A 19,052-nucleotide genomic window follows, 5' to 3' on the forward strand; every position below is an offset into this window, starting at 1 on the left:
GTCGCCATCGCCAGCGATCAGGCAATACGGGCAGAGCTGGGCCAGCACCTGGCGCGTTTATGGCGCTACGGCCTGCTGCTGTCCCGGCAACGGCATGTCGCCGAAGACCTGGTACAGGCCACCTGCGTGCGGGCGCTTGAGCGTGCCGGACAATTTGTCCCCGGCACCCGCATGGACCGCTGGCTGCTGAGCATTCTGCATTCGATATGGCTCAACGAAGTGCGCGCGCGGCGGGTGCGTCAAGGCCAGGGGCAGGTGGATGCCGATAGCGCCCTGTCGTTCGACGGTGAACACGCCGCGCAAACCCACGTGCTCGCGACACAGGTGATCCGGCGCGTCGATGCACTGCCCGAAGCCCAGCGCGAAACGGTATTTCTGGCCTACGTCGAAGGTTTGTCTTACCGCGAAGTCGCCGAAGTGCTGGACGTACCCATTGGCACGGTCATGAGCCGACTGGCCGCTGCACGGGCGAAACTGGCCGAGTATCCGCCGTTGTTGCACGCCGTGCCGAACCCAACCACCGGAGAACGTCGATGAACGATCACGCAAAGCCATCGGACGAGCAACTGGTGGCCTACCTCGACGACCAACTCGATACTGACCAGCGCAGCCGCATCGACGCGGCCATCGCCGAAGATTCGGCGCTCAACCTGCGCCTGCAATGGCTGGCCCGCAGCAGCCTGCCATTCCGCGAGGCCTACGATGAAGTGACACAACAGGCACCGGTGGATCGCTTGCACGCCATGCTCGACACCTTGCCCTCGCCTGCCCGGCCCGCGATGAGTCGACGCTGGTTTCTTGCCGCGGCGGCCGGTCTGGTGGTGAGCGGTGTGTTGGCGGACCGGTTGTTTCTCGGCTGGCAATCGAGTCGGCCAAAAAACAACTGGCGCGGGCTGGTGGCGGATTATATGGCGCTGTACGTGCCACAAACCCTGGAACACCTGCCCAGCGACGAAGCCACTCAGCGGGCGCAATTGCGCACCCTCGACGAACGCCTGGGCTTAAGCCTTTTGCCTGGGCAACTGGCCCTGCCACGCCTCGAACTCAAACGCGCGCAAATTCTCGAGTACGACGGCATGCCCATCGCCCAGATTACTTATCTGGACCCCGCGCATGGTCCCATGGCGTTGTGCATCACCCGTTCCAACAGCGGCAGCCGGCACTTCGCGCACGAGCGTCGACACGGGATGAACGTGGTGTATTGGGCGGACATGGAGCATGCGTGGATGCTGATCGGGCATAACCCGGCGTCGGAGCTTGAGGAGATGGCGAAGGTGTTGCGCGGCCGGCTTAGTGCCTAGACGCGGAGCGTGGGAACGATCGTCAGGCAGGGGTCGGCAGCCATAGGCGGAACCGCGCACCGCCCAGCGGCGAAGATTCGACCGTAAGCGTGCCGCCCTGCGCCTCCAGCGCCCGACGACTGATCGCCAGCCCCAGGCCAAACCCGCCAGTCGCTCTATCCCGACTGCGGTCCAGGCGATAGAACGGCTCAAAAATCCGCTCGCGTTCATCATCGGGAATGCCGATCCCGTCGTCATCGACCCAGATCTCACACCCCTTCGCACAGACCTGAACACCAATCTGAATGCGTTTCTCGCAATAGCGCATGGCGTTGCGCACCAGGTTCTGAATCGCGCGGGCGGTCAGGCGTGGATCGAGGCTGAAGCGTTCGAGCTGGCCGTGAAGCAGCACGTCAATCACGATGTCCGGCGAGTCCAGTTCCTCGTCGACACTGCCCAGAATGCTGTCGATGAATTCGTCCAGCGACACATCGACCTGTTCCGGCAAACGCGCGGGGTTTTGCAGGCGGCTGTAGGACAGCAGCTCCAGCACCAGTTCGTCGAGTTCACGGATGTGCGCGACCAGGCCTTGCAGGCGTTCGCGACTGGCGGCCGGCAAGTCGTCGGACAGCGCCAGGGCCAGGCCGAAGTCCAGGCGTGTCAGCGGCGTGCGCAACTCGTGGGAGACCGCGTTGAGCAAATCCCGCTGCTGGTTGAGCAGGTTTTCAATATCGCCCGCCATGGTGTCGAACACCTTGGCCAGGCTACCAATGTTGGAATTGGCGGAAATTTTCGTGCGCTCGCTCAAATGACCTTTACCGAAGCGCTCGGCGGTGCCCTTGAGGCGTTCCAGATCGCGCCAGTGCGGACGCAGCCATACCAGCAGGCACGCCAGCATCGTCGCGCCGATCAGCACGTTGATGCTCCAATACAACAAATTGACGTCCAGCGGGTCCGGCGGCACGACCATTTGCACCACGGTTTGCGGGTTCAACGGGGTCACCGCCAAGGTGCGCCAGCCCCAGTCGCCGATGCGCACCACGCTCTCGCCACGCTGCAAACGCTTCTGCTCCGCCAGGGTCAAGCCAGGATCGTCATTGCCGGTCAAAACGATGTGCAGCGGGTCGAATTCCTTGTCCATCTCGCTCGCCAATGCCGGCCATTGCGCCTCGGGCACGGCGTGGAACTGCTTGACGATGAGGGTTTGCAGCCCGCGGGAATAATCGAGGTTGTAGGTGACGAAGCGCTCCTGGAACACCTTGATCACCACGTCCGGCACCAGATAGATCGCCGCGCTGTAAGAGACGATTGTCACCAGATACAGACGAAAGAGGATTCTGAACATTGCCTCAGCATTCCCACTCGGAGCGGCTGAACAGGTAACCCTTGCCCCACACGGTCTTGATCTTGCGCGCCTCACCGGCGTTGTCGTCGAATTTGCGTCGCAATTTGGAGATCGCCACGTCCACCGAGCGGTCGGTACCGTTGAATTCGATACCGCGCAGGCGTTGCAGGATCTGGTCGCGGCTCAGCACTTCGCCGGCATGCCGGGCCAGCACCACCAGCAAGTTGTATTCACCGCTGGACAGCTCGACCGGTTGCTGGCGCCAGGTCACGGTACGCTCGGACAGGTCGATGCACAGGTTGCCCATGAGAATGCGGTCGTTGGCGGTCTGCGGTTCGCTGAGGCTGCTGCGGCGCAGCAGCGTACGGACGCGGGCCAGCAACACCCGGGGTTCGCAGGGTTTGGTGACGTAGTCATCGGCGCCCATTTCCAGGCCCAGCACCTGATCGTGGCTGTCGTCGCGGGCGGTGAGCATCAGGATCGGCAGCGCGGCCGAATCCGCTCGCAGCAAGCGACAGACTTGCAGGCCGTCGAGGCCCGGCAACATCAGGTCGAGGATCACCAGGTCCGGCGGATTGACCCGCGCGCGCTCGCGCACGTGGTCGCCACGGCTGATCACGCTGACGGAGTAGCCGTTGCGTTCCAGGTAGCTGGCAATCAGTTCGGAGAGCGCGGTGTCGTCTTCGACCAGGAGGATGTTGGGCATGGGTGTTTCCAGAAAGTGCAGTGGCGCCTGGTCGGGCCTCTTCGCGGGCAAGCCCGCTCCCACAGGGATTTGTTGTGAACACAGATTTTGTGAACACCATCGGACACTGTGGGAGCGGGCTTGCCCGCGAAGAGGCCCGACCAGGCGCTGAAAGAATCAAGCCGTGAAGGATATACGCCCTCACCCGCCCCTGAGTAAAACCCTTACACAATTTCACACAGCACCAACAAAGCTTCACCGCTACCCTCGTCGCCTGCCCGTAGGATGCGGGGTTCATTATTGGGGTATTTACATGTCGAAGAACCTGCTTGCCAAGCTCAGCCTGCTGGCACTGGCGTTGACGCTGAGCGCTTGTGACAAGTCCTCGAATGCCGAAGAACAGGCGCCATTGGCCACCGTGCGCATCGAAACCCTCGACGCCCGGCCTCTGTCGATCACCAGCGAACTTAGCGGGCGGATTGCCGCGCCACGGATTGCCGAAGTTCGCGCCCGTGTCGCCGGCGTCGTGTTGCAACGGGTCTTCCGCGAAGGCAGCGACGTGAAAAAGGGCGACGTGCTGTTTCGCATCGACCCCGCACCGTTCAAGGCCGATCTGGACAGCGCCGAAGCGGAACTGCGAAAAGCCGAGGCCAATGCGTTTCAGGCGCGCTTGCAAGAGCAGCGTTATGCCCAGTTGATCGAAGGCAACGCCATCAGCGGTCAGGACTACGACAACGCCCGGGCCGCCGTGCGGCAAACCGCTGCCGAGGTCGCCGCCAACAAGGCTGCCGTGGAGCGGGCGAAACTCAACCTCGGCTACGCCACCGTCACCGCACCGATTTCCGGGCGCATCGGCCGTGCACTGGTCACCGAGGGCGCCCTGGTCGGGCAGAACGAAACCACGCCACTGGCATTGATTCAGCAACTGAACCCGATTCATGCCGACCTGACTCAATCGACCCGTGAACTCAACGACCTGCGCCGCGCCTTCCGTTCCGGCCAGTTGCAGGAAGTGGGTCAGGGCCAGGCCAAAGCCACGCTGATCCAGGACGACGGCAGCCTCTATCCGTTGCCGGGCAAGCTGCTGTTTACCGACATCACCGTCGACCCGGGCACCGGCCAGATCATCCTGCGTAGCGAATTCCCCAACCCGGACCTCGATTTGCTGCCCGGCAGCTTCGTGCGGGTGCGCCTGGAGCAAGCGGTGAATCAGCAAGGCATCAGCGTGCCGCAACGGGCTATCCAGCGAGACAGCGCCGGTGTTGCTCAGGTGCTGTTGCTCGACGCGGATCAACGGGTCGGCCAGCAACCGGTCGAGCTGGGCGCCGTGCAAAACGATCGCTGGATCGTCACTGCAGGCCTCAAGCCCGGCGACCGCATCGTCATCGAAGGCCTGCAACACGCCAAGCCTGGCGAGAAAGTGCAGATCGACGACACCCCTCTTCCACTTGCCCAGGTCACTGGTCAGTAAGCAGGACGCTTTTTTATGCCGCAGTTCTTTATCGATCGCCCGGTATTCGCCTGGGTGGTTGCCCTGTTCATCCTGCTGGCTGGCGCCCTGGCCATTCCGCAGTTGCCGGTGGCGCAGTACCCCGATGTCGCGCCGCCGCAGATCGAAATCTATGCCGTGTACCCGGGCGCCTCGGCGCAAACCGTGGACGAAAGCGTGGTCAGCCTGATCGAGGAAGAGCTCAACGGCGCCGATCATCTGTTGTATTTCGAGTCGCAAAGCAGCCTGGGCAGCGCCACGATCAAGGCGACTTTCCAGCCGGGCACCAACCCGGAAATGGCCCAGGTGGATGTGCAGAACCGCCTGAAAGTCGTGGAGTCGCGCCTGCCGCAAGCGGTCAACCAGCAAGGCTTGCAGGTGGGAAAAGTTTCCGCCGGTTTCCTGCTGCTGATCACCCTGACTTCCACCGACGGCAAGCTCGACGACGTGGCGCTCAGCGATTACCTGGCGCGTAACGTGATGAACGAGATCAAGCGTCTGGACGGTGTCGGCAAGGCTCAGTTATATGGCGCCGAGCGGGCCATGCGGATCTGGATCGACCCGCAGAAGCTGATCGGTTTCAACCTGACGCCCGCCGACGTCAACGCGGCCATCGTCGCGCAGAATGCCCAGGTCTCGGCGGGCAGCATCGGCGATCTGCCAACCCGCACCACCCAGGAAATCACCGCGACCATTCTGGTCAAAGGCCAGCTGTCGACCCCGGAAGAATTTGCCGACATCGTGCTCAAGGCCAATCCCGACGGGTCCACGGTGCGCATCGGCGATGTGGCGCGGGTCGAGATCGGCAGCCAGGAATATCAGTTCGGCACCCGCCTGAACGGCAAGCCGTCCACCGCCGTCGGCGTGCAGCTGTCGCCCGGCGCCAACGCCCTGAGCACCGCGACCCTGGTGCGGGCGAAGATGGATGAACTGGCGCGCTACTTCCCGGCCAACGTCGAATACAAGATCCCGTACGACACCTCGCCCTTCGTCAAAGTCTCGATCACCAAAGTGGTTTACACCCTGGTCGAAGCGATGGCGCTGGTGTTCGCGGTGATGTTCCTGTTCCTGCAAAACATCCGCTACACGCTGATTCCGACCCTCGTTGTGCCGGTGGCGCTGATGGGCACCTTTGCGACCATGTTGGCGCTGGGGTTCTCGATCAACGTGCTGACCATGTTCGGCATGGTGCTGGCCATCGGCATTCTGGTGGACGACGCCATCGTCGTGGTGGAGAACGTCGAGCGGATCATGGTCACCGAAGGCCTGTCGCCGAAAGAGGCGACACGCAAGGCAATGAAGCAGATCACCGGCGCGATCATCGGTATCACCCTGGTGCTGGTGGCGGTGTTCATTCCGATGGCGTTCATGCAGGGTTCGGTCGGGGTGATTTACCGGCAGTTCTCGTTGTCGATGGCGACGTCGATCCTGTTCTCGGCGTTTCTCGCCCTGACCTTGACCCCGGCGCTCTGCGCGACGCTGCTCAAGCCGATTGCCAAGGGTGAGCATCATGCCAAGGGCGGTTTCTTCGGCTGGTTCAACCGCCGCTTCGAGCAACTGACCGAGCGCTATCAGGGCTGGGTTGCCTATGCACTGAAACGCAGCGGTCGTTACCTGCTGATCTACGGCGTGCTGCTGATCGGCCTGGGCCTGTGTTTCAGTCGCCTGCCCTCTTCGTTCCTGCCGGTGGAGGATCAGGGTTACACCATCACCGACATTCAGTTGCCGCCCGGCGCGAGCAAGAACCGCACGGTGCAGGTGGTCGAGCAGATCGAAGCCCACAACGCCAAGGAACCCGGCGTCGGCGACAGCACGGTGATTCTCGGTTTCAGCTTCTCCGGCAGCGGGCAGAACGCGGCGCTGGCCTTCACCACGCTGAAAGACTGGTCGGATCGCGGCAGCGACGACTCGGCGAGTTCGATTGCCGACCGCGCCAACATCGCGCTCAGCCAGATCAAGGACGCCATGGCGTTCTCGGTCCTGCCGCCACCGGTGGACGGCCTCGGCACGTCCAGCGGTTTCGAGTTCCGCTTGCAGGACCGTGGCGGCCTCGGCCATGCCACGTTGATGCAGGCGCGCACCGAGTTGCTGGCCGCGGCCGAAAAGAGTCCGATCCTGATGAACGTGCGCGAAAGCGCATTGGCCGAAGCGCCACAGGTGCAACTGATCGTGGACCGCAAACAGGCAAATGCGCTGGGCGTTTCATTTGCCGACATCGGCAGCGTGCTGTCCACTGCCGTCGGTTCGGCCTACATCAACGACTTCCCCAATCAGGGGCGGATGCAGCGGGTGGTGGTCCAGGCTGAAGGCGACCAGCGCAGTCAGGTCGCCGATCTGCTGAAGATCCACGTGCGCAACAGCAGCGGGAAAATGGTGCCGCTCTCGGCCTTCGTCCAGGCCAAATGGACCCAGGGACCGGCGCAATTGACCCGTTACAACGGCTATCCGGCGATCAGTATTTCCGGTGAACCGACGGCGGGTCACAGCACCGGCGAAGCCATGGCGGAAATCGAACGGCTGGTCGCGCTTGGCCCGGCAGGACTGGGTCAGGAGTGGACCGGGCTGTCGTTGCAGGAACGGTTGTCCGGCAGTCAGGCGCCGACTCTGCTCGGTTTGTCGCTGCTGATCGTGTTCCTGTGCCTCGCGGCGTTGTATGAAAGCTGGTCGATTCCGACCTCGGTGCTGCTGGTGGTGCCGCTCGGCGTGCTCGGCGCGGTGCTGGCCGTGACCTTGCGCGGAATGCCCAACGACGTGTTCTTCAAGGTCGGGCTGATCACCATCATCGGCCTGTCGGCGAAGAACGCGATCCTGATCATCGAGTTCGCCAAGAGCCTGTACGACGAAGGCCACGACCTGATCGACGCCACGCTGCAAGCCGCGCGCCTGCGCCTGCGGCCGATTGTGATGACGTCCCTGGCGTTCATCCTCGGCGTCGTGCCGCTGGCGATTGCCACGGGCGCGAGCTCGGCGAGCCAGCAGGCTATCGGCACCGGAGTGATTGGCGGGATGATCACCGCGACGCTGGCGGTGGTGTTTGTGCCGGTGTTTTTTGTGGTGGTGATGAAGCTTGTCCGCAAGCGCCATAAGAAAATCTAACTCACACCACGCCCGCCCTTGCAGGAGCGAGGCTTGCCCGCGAAGGCGGCGTGTCAGTCGAATTAAATATTGACTGATACACCGCCTTCGCGGGCAAGCCTCGCTCCTACAGGGATCGTCGTTGGTCAGAAGGGGCCGGGCTGGGCTAAGGTGTTTGCATACCCTGGTCCCATCGAGTCCACATGCCCCTCCTCGCCCGCACCCACCCTCGCCTGTCCGCCGCTGCCACGCTCGGCGTCGCGGTGGGCATTCTGGCTCCGGCCGACTCGATCATCAGCAAAATCCTCTTCGGCTGGAACGCCGGTGTCTGGACCTACCTGCTGCTGATGCTCTGGCTCACCGCACGCTCCAAAGCACCCGACGTCAAGCGTATCGCCGAAGTCGAAGACGAGAACGCCGGGGTGGTACTGTTCCTGGTGTGCATCGCCGCCATTGCGAGCCTGGCGACCATCGGCTTCGAACTCGCCGGCAGCCGGGATCTGGAAACCACCCGCAAGCTGCTGCACTACGGTTTCACCGCGCTGACCGTGGTCGGTTCATGGCTGCTGATCGGGGTGATTTTCAGCGTGCACTACGCCCGTCTGTTCTACACCTGGGACGGTAAAGACCCGGCGCTGCGTTTCGCCGAAGGCCTGACCACCCCCAATTACTGGGACTTCCTGTATTTCTCGTTCACCATCAGCGCGGCGGTGCAGACGTCCGATGTCGGCGTGGCGACCCGGGATTTGCGCAAGATTGTGCTGGCGCAATCGCTGATCGGTTTCCTGTTCAACACCGCGATTCTCGGGTTTTCGATCAACATCGCTGCGGGCCTGTTCAATTGATTCATGCACAAACGTTCTAGGCATCGCCCTCGCCACGGGCGTTAAATAACCCGGCAATCCGTCTCACAGGTGCAGCATGACAAGCCACAACTGGATCGACCTGGCCCAGGACGCCGACACCGGCATCGAGACGCTGCGCGCGCATTTCGAGGGCCACGCCTATGACCCGCACTGGCATGACAGCTATCTGGTGGGCGTCACCGAGCAAGGCGTCCAGCAATTCAACTGTCGGCGAGCCAGGCATCAGAGCACACCGGGCAAAGTGTTCTTGCTTGAGCCGGGTGATATTCATGACGGCGAAGCACCGACGGTCGACGGCTTCACCTACCGAATGCTGTACCTCGACCCGCAGTGGTTGCAACGCGAACTAAGCGCTGTTTTCGACAACGCACCCGATAACAGTCAGTTGAGCTTCGCCAAGACACTGGCCACCGACGTGCGACTGGCCAACGCCACCAGCCTGGCGTTTCAGGCGCTGCATCAGGGTGAACTGAAGATCGTCCGCCAGACCGCCCTCGACGGTTTGCTCGAACGCCTCACGACTCACCTGCACTGGCGCGCCCGTTATGGCGAGGACCCGCGTTTGCCCCTGGTGGCGCAGAAAGCTCGGGAGTATCTGCACGCCCATGCTCACGAGGACATCGGCCTCGATCAGCTCGCCGCCGCAACAGGCGTCGACCGCTTCCGCCTGACCCGCGCGTTCAAGGCTGCTTACGGCATGGCACCCCACGCGTATTTGGTGCAACTGCGCCTGGCCACGGCGCGGCGAATGCTGGCCCGTGGCGAACAACCGGCGGCAGTGGCGATGGCACTGGGGTTTGCCGATCAAAGCCATCTGGGGCGCTGGTTCGTACGGGCTTATGGCCTGACACCGGCGCTGTATCGCAAGCGCTGCTCAAATCTTCCAGACAGTTGATGGCGGGGTTGTGAAGATCCTTTTCAATGATCTTCACTGGAGTTTGCCTGAGATGCTGTCCTCTTTCCCGACGTTACTACCCTTCCTGCTGTTTGCGTTCGTGGCGTCGATCACGCCCGGCCCGACCAACATTCTGGTGTTGAGCAACAGCGCCCGATACGGCCTGACGGCGGCAGTGCCGATCATCTTCGGCGCCTGTGCCAGCGCAGCGACGATTGTGTTGCTGGTCGGCAGCGGCGCCGGTTCCTCGTTGACCGCTTTACCCGCCTTGCAAACTGCGATGCAGTGGATCGGCGTGGCCTGGCTGAGTTACCTGTCCTGGCAGATCTTCAGCGCCCCGGCCGAAGCCGTCACCACCCGCGACACCGATGCCCGACTCGGATTGGTGGGCGCCGCCAGCCTGCAATTGATCAACCCGAAAACCTGGATGATGGCGCTGGCCGTGGTCAGTGTCTTTGCCAGCGGCGGAGAACAGCGTCTGGTTCACGTGATGTATCTGTCGCTGGCGTTTTTCCTGATTTCCCTGCCGTGCCTTGGGGTCTGGGCGTTGCTCGGCGCGGGGTCTACGCGGTGGTTACGCTCGCCCCGGGCGATGCAACGCTTTAATCGCTGCATGGCCCTGTTGCTGTTGGGTTCGGCCTGGTTGAGTGTTTGGGTCTGAATCCCATTCGTCGGCCATTGTCGGACAATCGACGATGCGGGACTTGACGGCGAAATGGCTTTTAGTGTCTTCTGAAACCGGTTTCAGTGCCATCTCAAACGCACGAACCTTATAAATCCAATAAGAAGGTTTCAGCCCGTGAACGATTTCTCCGCCGCCCAGCGCAGCCGCGTGACCATGCTTGATGTGGCCGAACACGCCAAAGTCTCCAAGGCCAGCGTGTCGCGGTTCATCGGCGATGATCGTGCCTTGCTGTCCGATGCGACGGCGTTGCGCATCGAGCAGGCGATTGCCGAACTGGGTTATCGCCCGAACCAGATGGCCCGCGGCCTGAAACGCGGGCGCACCCGCCTGATCGGCATGCTGGTCGCCGACATTCGCAACCCTTATTCGATTGCCGTGATGCACGGGGTGGAAACCGCCTGTCGTCAGCACGGCTACAGCCTGGTGGTGTGCAACACCGACCGCGATGACGAGCAGGAATGCCAGCACCTGGCCCTGCTGCGCTCCTACAACATCGAAGGGCTGATCGTGAACACCCTCGGCCACCACCGCGACGCCTTGCAGGAACTCCATTCGGAAATGCCCCTGGTGCTGGTGGACCGCAAGGTCGAGCACCTTGAAAGCGACATGGTCGGGCTGGACAACCCGCAAGCGGTCGAGATCGCCATTGCCCACCTTGAAGAGCGCGGTTATCGCGACGTGCTGATGGTGAGCGAACCGTATGACGGCACCAGTTCGCGGATCGAACGCGCCGGCAGCTTCAAGGCGCAGATCGCTCAGCGTTCGGCGCTGCGCGGGAGGCTGATCGAAACCGGTAATGACCTCACGGCGAACCTCAAGGACTTTCTCGATTCACCCGGTCCCGGCCCGAAGGCGTTGTTTTGCGCGAACGGGATTGCGGCGCTGGCCGCTACCCATGCGCTGCGCGAGTTGAAGTGCGATCTGTTTGAAGAGATCGGTCTGATTGCCCTCGATGATCTGGATTGGTACCCGCTGGTGGGCAGTGGCATTACCGCCCTCGCCCAACCGACGGCCGAGATTGGTGCGAGTGCTTTTGAATGTTTGCTCAAGCGTTTGCGTGGGGATGACGGGCCGGTGCGGACCCTGGATTTTTCGGCGCGGTTGATTGTTAGAGGGTCCACCCAGGGACGTTTCCGGTGAATGTGATGGCCTCTTCGCGGGCAAGCCCGCTCCCACAGGAGTTGATGGTGTTCACAACACGTGGGTACGACACAAAACCTTGTGGGAGCGGGCTTGCCCGCGAAGAGGCCCGAAAGATCACCACAATCTCCATGCCATTTTTTTTGAACAAAAATGAAACCGGTTTCAGAGGTCCAGAACAATGAATAAACCACCCGTCTCCATCAGCCTCTCCAGCTACGGCGCCGATCTGGTACGCCAACGCGGCCAGGGCAGTTTCATCGAGCTGCTGGCCGCTGCCGGTGCCCACTGCATCGAATGGCGCGAAGAGTTGCTGACCCTCGAAGACCCCGCACAACTGGCCGACGCCACCCGGGCCCAAGGCCTCGAAAGCGTCTATTCCTCGCCGATGGAACTGTGGCTGGCCGGGCAGTCGAAACCCAATCCCGAATTGATCACCGCCCTGCAACGCGCCCAGGCTTTCGGCGCCAAATGGCTGAAGGTGTCCCTCGGTTATTTCACGGACACCAGCGACCTGCGGACCCTCGCCCAGATCCTCGGCAAAAGCGCCGTGCAGTTGCTGGTGGAAAACGACCAGACCTTGCACGGCGGACGCATTGAACCCTTCCAGCGCTTTTTCGCGGAAGTCGAGCAACACAAGCTGCCGATCAAGATGACCTTCGACATCGGCAACTGGCACTGGCAGGACCAGTCCGCCAGCAGCGCCGCACGCCTGCTCGGCCGCCACGTCGGTTACGTGCACTGCAAGGCCGTCTCGCGTCGGACCGACGGCAAACTGGTTGCCATACCGCCTGCCGCCAGCGACCTGCATCTGTGGGAACAACTGCTGCGACACATGGCCCAAGGCGTAATGCGGGCCGCGGAATATCCGCTGCAAGGCGACGATCTGGTGCAACTCACCACCGAGCACGTCGCCGTCCTCGCCCGCCTCGGTCAATCACGCCTGGAGAACGCTCATGCCTGAGATCGATATCCTGTCGTTCGGTGAAACCATGGCGATGTTCGTCGCTGATCAGAACGGCGACCTGGCCAACGTCGACCATTTCCACAAGCGCATTGCCGGGGCCGACAGCAACGTCGCCATCGGCTTGTCGCGACTGGGATTCAACGTGGCGTGGCTGAGCCGGGTCGGTGACGACTCGCTGGGGCGGTTCGTGATCGACACCCTGAAAAAGGAAGGCATCGATTGCAGCAACGTCGCCATCGATGCGGTCCATCCGACCGGGTTTCAACTCAAGTCGCGCACCGACGACGGCGACGACCCCATGGTCGAGTATTTCCGGCGCGGATCGGCGGCGAGTCATTTGTCGCCGCAATCGATCGTCCCCGAGCTGCTCAAGGCGCGGCACTTGCACGCCACCGGCATTCCTCCGGCGCTGTCGGAAACGGCGCGGCAAATGTCCTTCGAACTGATGACACGCATGCGTGAGGCCGGGCGCAGTGTGTCCTTCGATCCGAACCTGCGTCCGAGCCTGTGGGCCAGCACGCAACAGATGATTACCGAGATCAACCGCCTCGCCGCCCTCGCCGACTGGGTGCTGCCGGGTTTGAGCGAAGGCCGTTTGCTGACCGGCTACGAAGACCCCGCCGACATCGCGGCGTTTTACCTCGACCAGGGCGCCGAAGCCGTGGCGATCAAGCTCGGCCCCCACGGCGCGTTTTACCGCACGCATCTGGATCAAGGTTTCGTGGCGGGCGTGCCCGTGGAAACCGTGGTCGATACCGTAGGTGCCGGCGACGGTTTTGCCGTCGGCATGATCAGCGCGTTGCTGGAAAACCACAGCTTTGCCGACGCCGTGAAGCGTGCCAACTGGATTGGCAGTCGGGCGGTGCAGAGTCGGGGGGATATGGAGGGGTTGCCGACCCGTTCCGAAATGTCCGTCGAATTTGAGGCCCCCATTCGCGAGCAAGCTTTGCTCCTACAGGTTTAGCGCAATACCTGTAGGAGCGAAGCTTGCTCGCGAAGAGGCCTGCACAGTCACTGAAGATTTAAAACCGTTACCTGCTGCGACAAAAACAACAAGCTCAGGAGCATCATCATGAAAACCGCAACGCTCGCCGCCCGCCGCTGGTGGTACATCATGCCCATCGTGTTCATCACTTACAGCCTGGCGTATCTGGACCGCGCCAACTACGGCTTCGCCGCCGCCTCGGGGATGGCCGCCGACCTGATGATCACCCCGGGCCTGTCGTCGATGCTCGGCGCACTGTTCTTCCTCGGTTACTTTTTCTTCCAGGTGCCGGGCGCGATCTACGCGCAAAAGCACAGCGTGAAGAAGCTGATCTTCGTCAGCCTGATCCTCTGGGGCAGCCTGGCCACCTTGACCGGGATCGTCTCCAATGCCTACTGGCTGATCGTCATACGCTTCATGCTCGGCGTGGTTGAAGCCGCTGTGATGCCGGCGATGCTGATCTACCTGTGCCACTGGTTCACCCGCGCCGAACGCTCGCGCGCCAACACCTTCCTGATCCTCGGCAACCCGGTGACCATGCTCTGGATGTCGGTGGTGTCGGGTTATCTGGTGCAGCATTACAGCTGGCGCTGGATGTTCATCATCGAAGGCTTGCCGGCGGTGCTTTGGGCGTTTATCTGGTGGCGTCTGGCGGATGATCGTCCGGCCCAGGCCAAGTGGCTCAGCGACCAGGAAAAGCAGGATCTGGAAAGCGCCCTCGCCGCCGAACAGGTCGGCATCAAGGCCGTGAAGAACTACGCCGAAGCCTTCCGTTCACCGAAAGTGATCATCCTGGCCCTGCAGTTTTTCTGCTGGAGCATTGGTGTCTACGGTTTCGTGCTGTGGCTGCCGTCGATCCTCAAGGCCGGCGCACAAATGGACATGGTCGAAGCCGGTTGGCTCTCCGCGCTGCCGTACCTGGCGGCGGTGATTGGCATGCTGCTGGTGTCCTGGGGCTCGGACAAACTGCAGAAGCGTAAGCGCTTTGTCTGGCCGCCGCTGTTGATCGCCTCGATTGCGTTCTACGGATCCTACGCGCTGGGCGCCGAACATTTCTGGTGGTCGTACACCCTGCTGGTGATTGCCGGCGCCTGCATGTACGCACCGTACGGACCGTTCTTCGCGATCATTCCGGAAATCCTTCCGGCCAACGTCGCCGGCGGCGCGATGGCGTTGATCAACAGCATGGGCGCGCTGGGTTCGTTTGGCGGTTCCTATCTGGTCGGTTACCTGAACAGCTCCACCGGTTCGCCCGGCGCCTCCTACCTGTTGATGAGCGGCGCGTTGATGCTTTCGGTGGTGCTGACGATTTTCCTCAAACCCGGTGCCAGTGACCGGGAGCGTCCCTCGGTTGCGGTAACCCGCCCGACCGCCGCCCATCCTTGAATTGATGCAGAGATGAATACGATGAAAAAGCAGGTTGTGTTGTACAAGAAACTTTCGCCGCTGCTGATGGCTCGCCTGCATGAGCAGACGGAAGTGACGCTGATCGACAATCTCGACGCCGACGGGCTCGCGCAACTGCGTGAGGCCCTGCCCCGCGCCCAAGGCCTGCTCGGTGCCAGCCTGAAACTGGACGCTGGGTTGCTCGACCTTGCGCCAAATCTGCAAGCCATCGCCAGCGTCTCGGTGGGCGTCGACAACTACGACATCGACTACCTGACCGAGCGCCGCATCCTGCTCAGCAACACCCCGGACGTGCTCACCGAAACCACCGCCGACACTGGTTTCGCGCTGATCCTGGCGACGGCCCGGCGCGTGGTGGAACTGGCGAACATGGTTCGCGCCGGCCAGTGGAAACGCAACATCGGCCCGGCGCAGTTCGGCACGGATGTGCACGGTAAAACCCTGGGCATCATCGGCATGGGGCGGATTGGCGAAGCGTTGGCCCAGCGCGGGCATTTCGGTTTCGGCATGCCGGTGATCTATCACAGCCACTCGCCGAAACCGGCGGTGGAGCAGCGCTTCAATGCGCAATACCGCAGCTTGCCGGAGCTGTTGCAACAAGCCGATTTCGTCTGCCTGACCTTGCCGCTGACCGCTGAAACCGAAGGCTTGATCGGCGCGGAGCAATTTGCGCTGATGGGTCCGGAGACGATCTTCATCAATATTTCACGGGGCAAAGTCGTGGACGAACCAGCGCTGATCGAAGCCTTGCGCTCGGGGCAGATTCGCGCGGCGGGGCTGGACGTGTTCGAGCGTGAGCCGTTGAACCCGGACTCGCCGTTGTTGCAACTGAACAACGTGGTAGCGACACCGCACATTGGCTCGGCGACCCATGAAACACGGGAAGCGATGGCCACCTGTGCGGTGGACAATCTGTTGGCGGCGCTGGCGGGTGAGCGGCCGAAGAATCTGGTGAATGAGCGGGCGTGGAAGGGTTAAGAGATTTAGCGCCTGTCAGTCAGTCTTCGCGAGCAAGCCCGCTCCCACATTAGATCTGTGGCGTTCACAACACCAATGTGGGAGCGGGCTTGCTCGCGAAGGGGCCGGCACAGACAACGCAAATCCCTCAGGCCCGCCGCGCCTCAAGAAGATCACCCGCACACAACGCAATCCGCCGACAGGCATCCGCCAGTTTCGGACGATCCACCACCAGACCGATGCGAATGTGCCCCGCCGCGCTGGGCCCGAACGCTTCGCCGGCCAGCACTGACACACCGTAACCCTCCAGCAACCGCTCGGCGAAGTGCTGGGCAGTCAGCCCGGTCTGGCGCACGTCGACCATCACGAACATCCCGCCATCTGGCCGCACCGCTCGCAAACCCGGACACGCGTTCAGGCTCGCGCACACCAGGTCGCGACGCCGGCGATATTCCTCGCGCATCATCGCCACTTCCGGCAGATCCCCGTCCAGCGCGACTTGCGCCGCGTTTTGCACAAACTCCGGAATGCCGAACAGCATGCACAGCGACAGGTGTTCCAGATGGTCGATCAAGGCTTTCGGCCCGATCACCCAGCCCACTCGCCAGCCGCTCATGGCGTGGGATTTGGACAGGCTGTCGATCGTCGCGGTGCGCTCGGCCATACCCGGCAGGCTGGCCGGGCTGATGTGCTCGCCTTCGTACAACAGATCGCTGTAGACCTCGTCGCTGATCAGCCACAGGTTGTGCCGAATACACAGCGACGCCAGTTGCTGCCAGATCAGCAGCGGCAAACTGGCGCCGGAAGGATTGTTGGGACTGTTGAGCAAAATGGCGCGGGTTTTCGGCGTAATCAGCGCCGCGACATCCGCCGGATCAACCCGAAAGCCGTTCTCCGGACGCACCGCCACCGGCACCACCTTGGCTCCGCAGGCGCCGAACACGCCTTCATAGGTCACGTACATGGGTTCGGCGACGATCACTTCATCGCCCGGATCGAGCAGGCATTGCACGACCGAATACACCCCGCATTGCGCGCCGGGCATCACGATCACTTCATCGACATCCACCGTCTGCCCGCTGCGCCGCCGATGGCGGCTGACGATGCTGTCACGCAGCCCACGACTGCCGCGCACTTCTGCGTAATGGGTATCGCCGGCCAACAGGCTGTCGATGCACGCCTGAACGATGGGTCGCGGCGTATCGAAGTCCGGATCGCCCACCGACAGCAGCAACACATCGACGCCTTGCTCTCGTAACTCCAATGCTCGGTAATGAATTTGCCAGGCCGCAGCGCCGTCACCGGCGATTCGTTGGGTCAAGGCTGAATAGCGCATGTATTTCTCCAGTCGCGCGTGTTCCTAGCCTCAACCCTATCTCAAATCACGAAACGCGCCACCATCGCATTCAAATCGACGGCCAGGCGCGACAACTCGTGCGTGGCGGCGCTGGTCTGATTGGCACCGGCGGCGGACTGAGTCGCCAGGTCGCGGATGTTCACCAGGTTGCGATCGACTTCACGGGACACCTGCGCCTGTTCTTCGGACGCGCTGGCGATGACCAGGTTGCGTTCGTTGATCAGGTGGATCGACTGGGTGATCTGCTCCAGCGCAATACCGGCGGCACGGGCCATTTCCAGGGTGCTTTGGGTGCGCTGATTGCTTTGCTGCATCGACGACACCGCCTCGCCCGTGCCGTTTTGAATACCGGCGACCATCTTCTCGATTTCCTGAGTCGATTGCGCCGTGCGATGCGCCAGCGCGCGGACCTCGTCCGCGACCACTGCAAAACCACGCCCGGCTTCACCGGCGCGGGCCGCTTCGATCGCTGCGTTCAGTGCCAGCAGGTTGGTTTGTTCGGCGATGGCGCGGATCACGTCCAGCACCTTGCCGATGTCGCGCCCCTGCGCCGCCAGGCCTTCGATCATCAGCGAAGTGTTTTGCACGTCGTGGGTCATGGTCTGGATCGCGTCGACGGTTTCCACCACACGGTCGCGACCTTCGCGGGCGGCCTGGGTCGACTCGTTCGAGGCTTCGGAAGTCGATACCGCGTTGCGCGCCACTTCTTCCACCGCCGCGGTCATTTCATTGACGGCGGTGGCGGCCTGTTCGATTTCGTTGTTTTGCTGTTGCAGGCCGCGGGACGCTTCTTCGGTCACGGCGCTGAGCTCTTCGGCGGCGGCGCCCAGTTGCGTGGCGGAACCGGCGATCTGCTCGATGGTTTTGCGCAGGTTGCCTTGCATGGTGGACAAGGCGCCGAGCAACCGGGCCGGTTCGTCCTTGCCATCGACTTCAATGGCTTTGGTCAGGTTACCGCCAGCGATGGTTTCCGCTGCCTGCACCGCGCGGTTCAACGGCGTGACGATGCTGCGGGTCAGCAGCCAGGCCAGCAGCACGGTCATGAGCGCCGCCACCACCGACACCCCGATGATTCCATTCACGGCGGTGTTGTAGTTGTCTTCGGCGATAACCCCGGCGGCCTTGGCGCCCTCGGTGTTGTACGTCACCAGTCGATTGAGCTGTTCGCCCATCTGGTCGGTGCCGTCCTTGATCCGTGTGTTGATCAGAGTGCGCATCTCGTCAATTTTATTCTGGCGCGACAGGTCCAACATTTCGCGCTGGGCTTGCATGTAATTGTCCAGGGTCGCGCTGAACACTTTATACAGCGCCGCTTCGTCCGGACCTGCCGGCAATGCGGCATAGGCGGCCTGAGCCTTGCGCGCCTTGTCGGTCAGCACGCCGATACGGGTTTCAGCTTCCTGCAGACTGGCCGGCTCGCGGTTGACCAGAATGCGGAACGACAGAATGCGCATGCGCAGGATGTTTTCGGTGGCATTGCCCAGGAAGCCGACGCTGGGCAGTTGGGTGCTGCCCATGTCGATCGAGGACTGGCGGATGATCGACATGCGGTTGACCGCGAATACACCCAGCACAATCACCAGCAAGGCAATAAAGGCGAAACCCAGGAAGGCTCGAGGCGCGATATTCAGATTACGCAAGGACATAGGACGGTACTCGGGGGATAGAGGCTTCGAGCGTCCTTGCCGTGATCACTGGCGGGCGGGCTTTGAGGCGCACCGTTCAGATTGGCGCCACTGTTGTAATAGGTTTGTGTGCGCCTGATCTCTGTATCGGCTGGGGTTGAGGATTTTTGCAGGAATTTGCGAAATATTTTTCAAGGGGTCACAAGTGTTTCACCGCTGAAACACCCAATCCCCCTGTAGGAGCGAAGCTTGCTCGCGAAGAACGTGAGGGCGCTGCGTTGATCCAGGCAACCC

At 62.2% G+C, this 19,052-nt stretch carries 16 protein-coding genes; 12 read left to right on the forward strand and 4 right to left on the reverse strand.

The annotated features are described in order from the left end of the window. The first annotated feature begins 36 nt into the window (after positions 1-36). Together J2Y86_RS04120 and J2Y86_RS04125 are read left to right on the forward strand one after the other, a co-directional pair. Positions 37-537 carry an RNA polymerase sigma factor gene (locus tag J2Y86_RS04120; RefSeq protein WP_214384849.1) on the forward strand — a complete coding sequence of 167 codons (501 nt, stop codon included), beginning with the start codon at positions 37-39 and terminating at the stop codon, positions 535-537. After that, a complete protein-coding gene (locus tag J2Y86_RS04125) occupies positions 534-1,301 on the forward strand; it encodes an anti-sigma factor family protein (RefSeq protein WP_253428362.1) in 768 nt (255 codons plus the stop codon). The genes J2Y86_RS04120 and J2Y86_RS04125 overlap by 4 nt, the downstream gene beginning before the upstream one ends. Before the next feature lie 22 nt (positions 1,302-1,323). On the opposite strand, the gene J2Y86_RS04130 is transcribed toward J2Y86_RS04125, so the two are convergent. Next, positions 1,324-2,625, reverse strand: a complete 1,302-nt coding sequence (locus J2Y86_RS04130) for an ATP-binding protein (RefSeq protein ID WP_253428364.1) — start codon at positions 2,623-2,625, stop codon at positions 1,324-1,326. Between the two features lie 4 nt (positions 2,626-2,629). Continuing rightward, positions 2,630-3,331, reverse strand: coding sequence for a response regulator transcription factor (locus tag J2Y86_RS04135; RefSeq protein ID WP_253428366.1), 702 nt, complete (start codon positions 3,329-3,331; stop codon positions 2,630-2,632). A gap of 292 nt (positions 3,332-3,623) precedes the next feature. On the opposite strand from J2Y86_RS04135, the gene J2Y86_RS04140 reads away from it, so the two are divergent. The 10 genes from J2Y86_RS04140 to J2Y86_RS04185 all read left to right on the forward strand — a co-directional run bounded on the left by J2Y86_RS04140 (position 3,624) and on the right by J2Y86_RS04185 (position 15,797). Further along, positions 3,624-4,781 carry an efflux RND transporter periplasmic adaptor subunit gene (locus J2Y86_RS04140; RefSeq protein WP_253428369.1) on the forward strand — a complete coding sequence of 386 codons (1,158 nt, stop codon included), beginning with the start codon at positions 3,624-3,626 and terminating at the stop codon, positions 4,779-4,781. A 15-nt stretch (positions 4,782-4,796) separates the two neighbouring features. Beyond that, complete coding sequence (locus J2Y86_RS04145) at positions 4,797-7,895, forward strand: efflux RND transporter permease subunit (RefSeq protein WP_253428371.1); 3,099 nt, start codon at positions 4,797-4,799, stop codon at positions 7,893-7,895. Between the two features lie 182 nt (positions 7,896-8,077). Further along, positions 8,078-8,719 carry a DUF1345 domain-containing protein gene (locus tag J2Y86_RS04150; protein ID WP_253428372.1) on the forward strand — a complete coding sequence of 214 codons (642 nt, stop codon included), beginning with the start codon at positions 8,078-8,080 and terminating at the stop codon, positions 8,717-8,719. 76 nt (positions 8,720-8,795) lie between these two features. After that, complete coding sequence (locus J2Y86_RS04155; protein WP_253428374.1) at positions 8,796-9,635, forward strand: AraC family transcriptional regulator; 840 nt, start codon at positions 8,796-8,798, stop codon at positions 9,633-9,635. A gap of 52 nt (positions 9,636-9,687) precedes the next feature. After that, positions 9,688-10,296, forward strand: coding sequence for a LysE family translocator (locus J2Y86_RS04160; protein ID WP_253428376.1), 609 nt, complete (start codon positions 9,688-9,690; stop codon positions 10,294-10,296). Positions 10,297-10,434: 138 nt separating this feature from the next. After that, positions 10,435-11,460: a LacI family DNA-binding transcriptional regulator gene (locus J2Y86_RS04165; protein WP_367399709.1), complete on the forward strand. Its 1,026-nt coding sequence runs from the start codon at positions 10,435-10,437 to the stop codon at positions 11,458-11,460. Between the two features lie 181 nt (positions 11,461-11,641). Beyond that, positions 11,642-12,424, forward strand: a complete 783-nt coding sequence (locus J2Y86_RS04170; RefSeq protein ID WP_253428378.1) for a sugar phosphate isomerase/epimerase family protein — start codon at positions 11,642-11,644, stop codon at positions 12,422-12,424. Then, positions 12,417-13,391, forward strand: coding sequence for a sugar kinase (locus tag J2Y86_RS04175; RefSeq protein WP_253428380.1), 975 nt, complete (start codon positions 12,417-12,419; stop codon positions 13,389-13,391). The genes J2Y86_RS04170 and J2Y86_RS04175 overlap by 8 nt, the downstream gene beginning before the upstream one ends. A 108-nt stretch (positions 13,392-13,499) precedes the next feature. Next, positions 13,500-14,798: an MFS transporter gene (locus J2Y86_RS04180; protein ID WP_253428382.1), complete on the forward strand. Its 1,299-nt coding sequence runs from the start codon at positions 13,500-13,502 to the stop codon at positions 14,796-14,798. A gap of 21 nt (positions 14,799-14,819) precedes the next feature. Beyond that, on the forward strand, positions 14,820-15,797 hold the full coding sequence (locus tag J2Y86_RS04185; protein ID WP_253428384.1) for a 2-hydroxyacid dehydrogenase: 978 nt from the start codon (positions 14,820-14,822) through the stop codon (positions 15,795-15,797). Positions 15,798-15,924: 127 nt separating this feature from the next. Here the strand turns inward: J2Y86_RS04185 and J2Y86_RS04190 are convergent, their stop codons facing one another. Next, complete coding sequence (locus J2Y86_RS04190; protein WP_253428386.1) at positions 15,925-17,112, reverse strand: pyridoxal phosphate-dependent aminotransferase; 1,188 nt, start codon at positions 17,110-17,112, stop codon at positions 15,925-15,927. Positions 17,113-17,153: 41 nt separating this feature from the next. Then, positions 17,154-18,779 carry a methyl-accepting chemotaxis protein gene (locus tag J2Y86_RS04195; protein WP_253428388.1) on the reverse strand — a complete coding sequence of 542 codons (1,626 nt, stop codon included), beginning with the start codon at positions 18,777-18,779 and terminating at the stop codon, positions 17,154-17,156. Between the last annotated feature and the right edge of the window lie 273 nt (positions 18,780-19,052).

Source organism: Pseudomonas migulae (assembly GCF_024169315.1).
GTDB lineage: Bacteria > Pseudomonadota > Gammaproteobacteria > Pseudomonadales > Pseudomonadaceae > Aquipseudomonas > Aquipseudomonas migulae_B.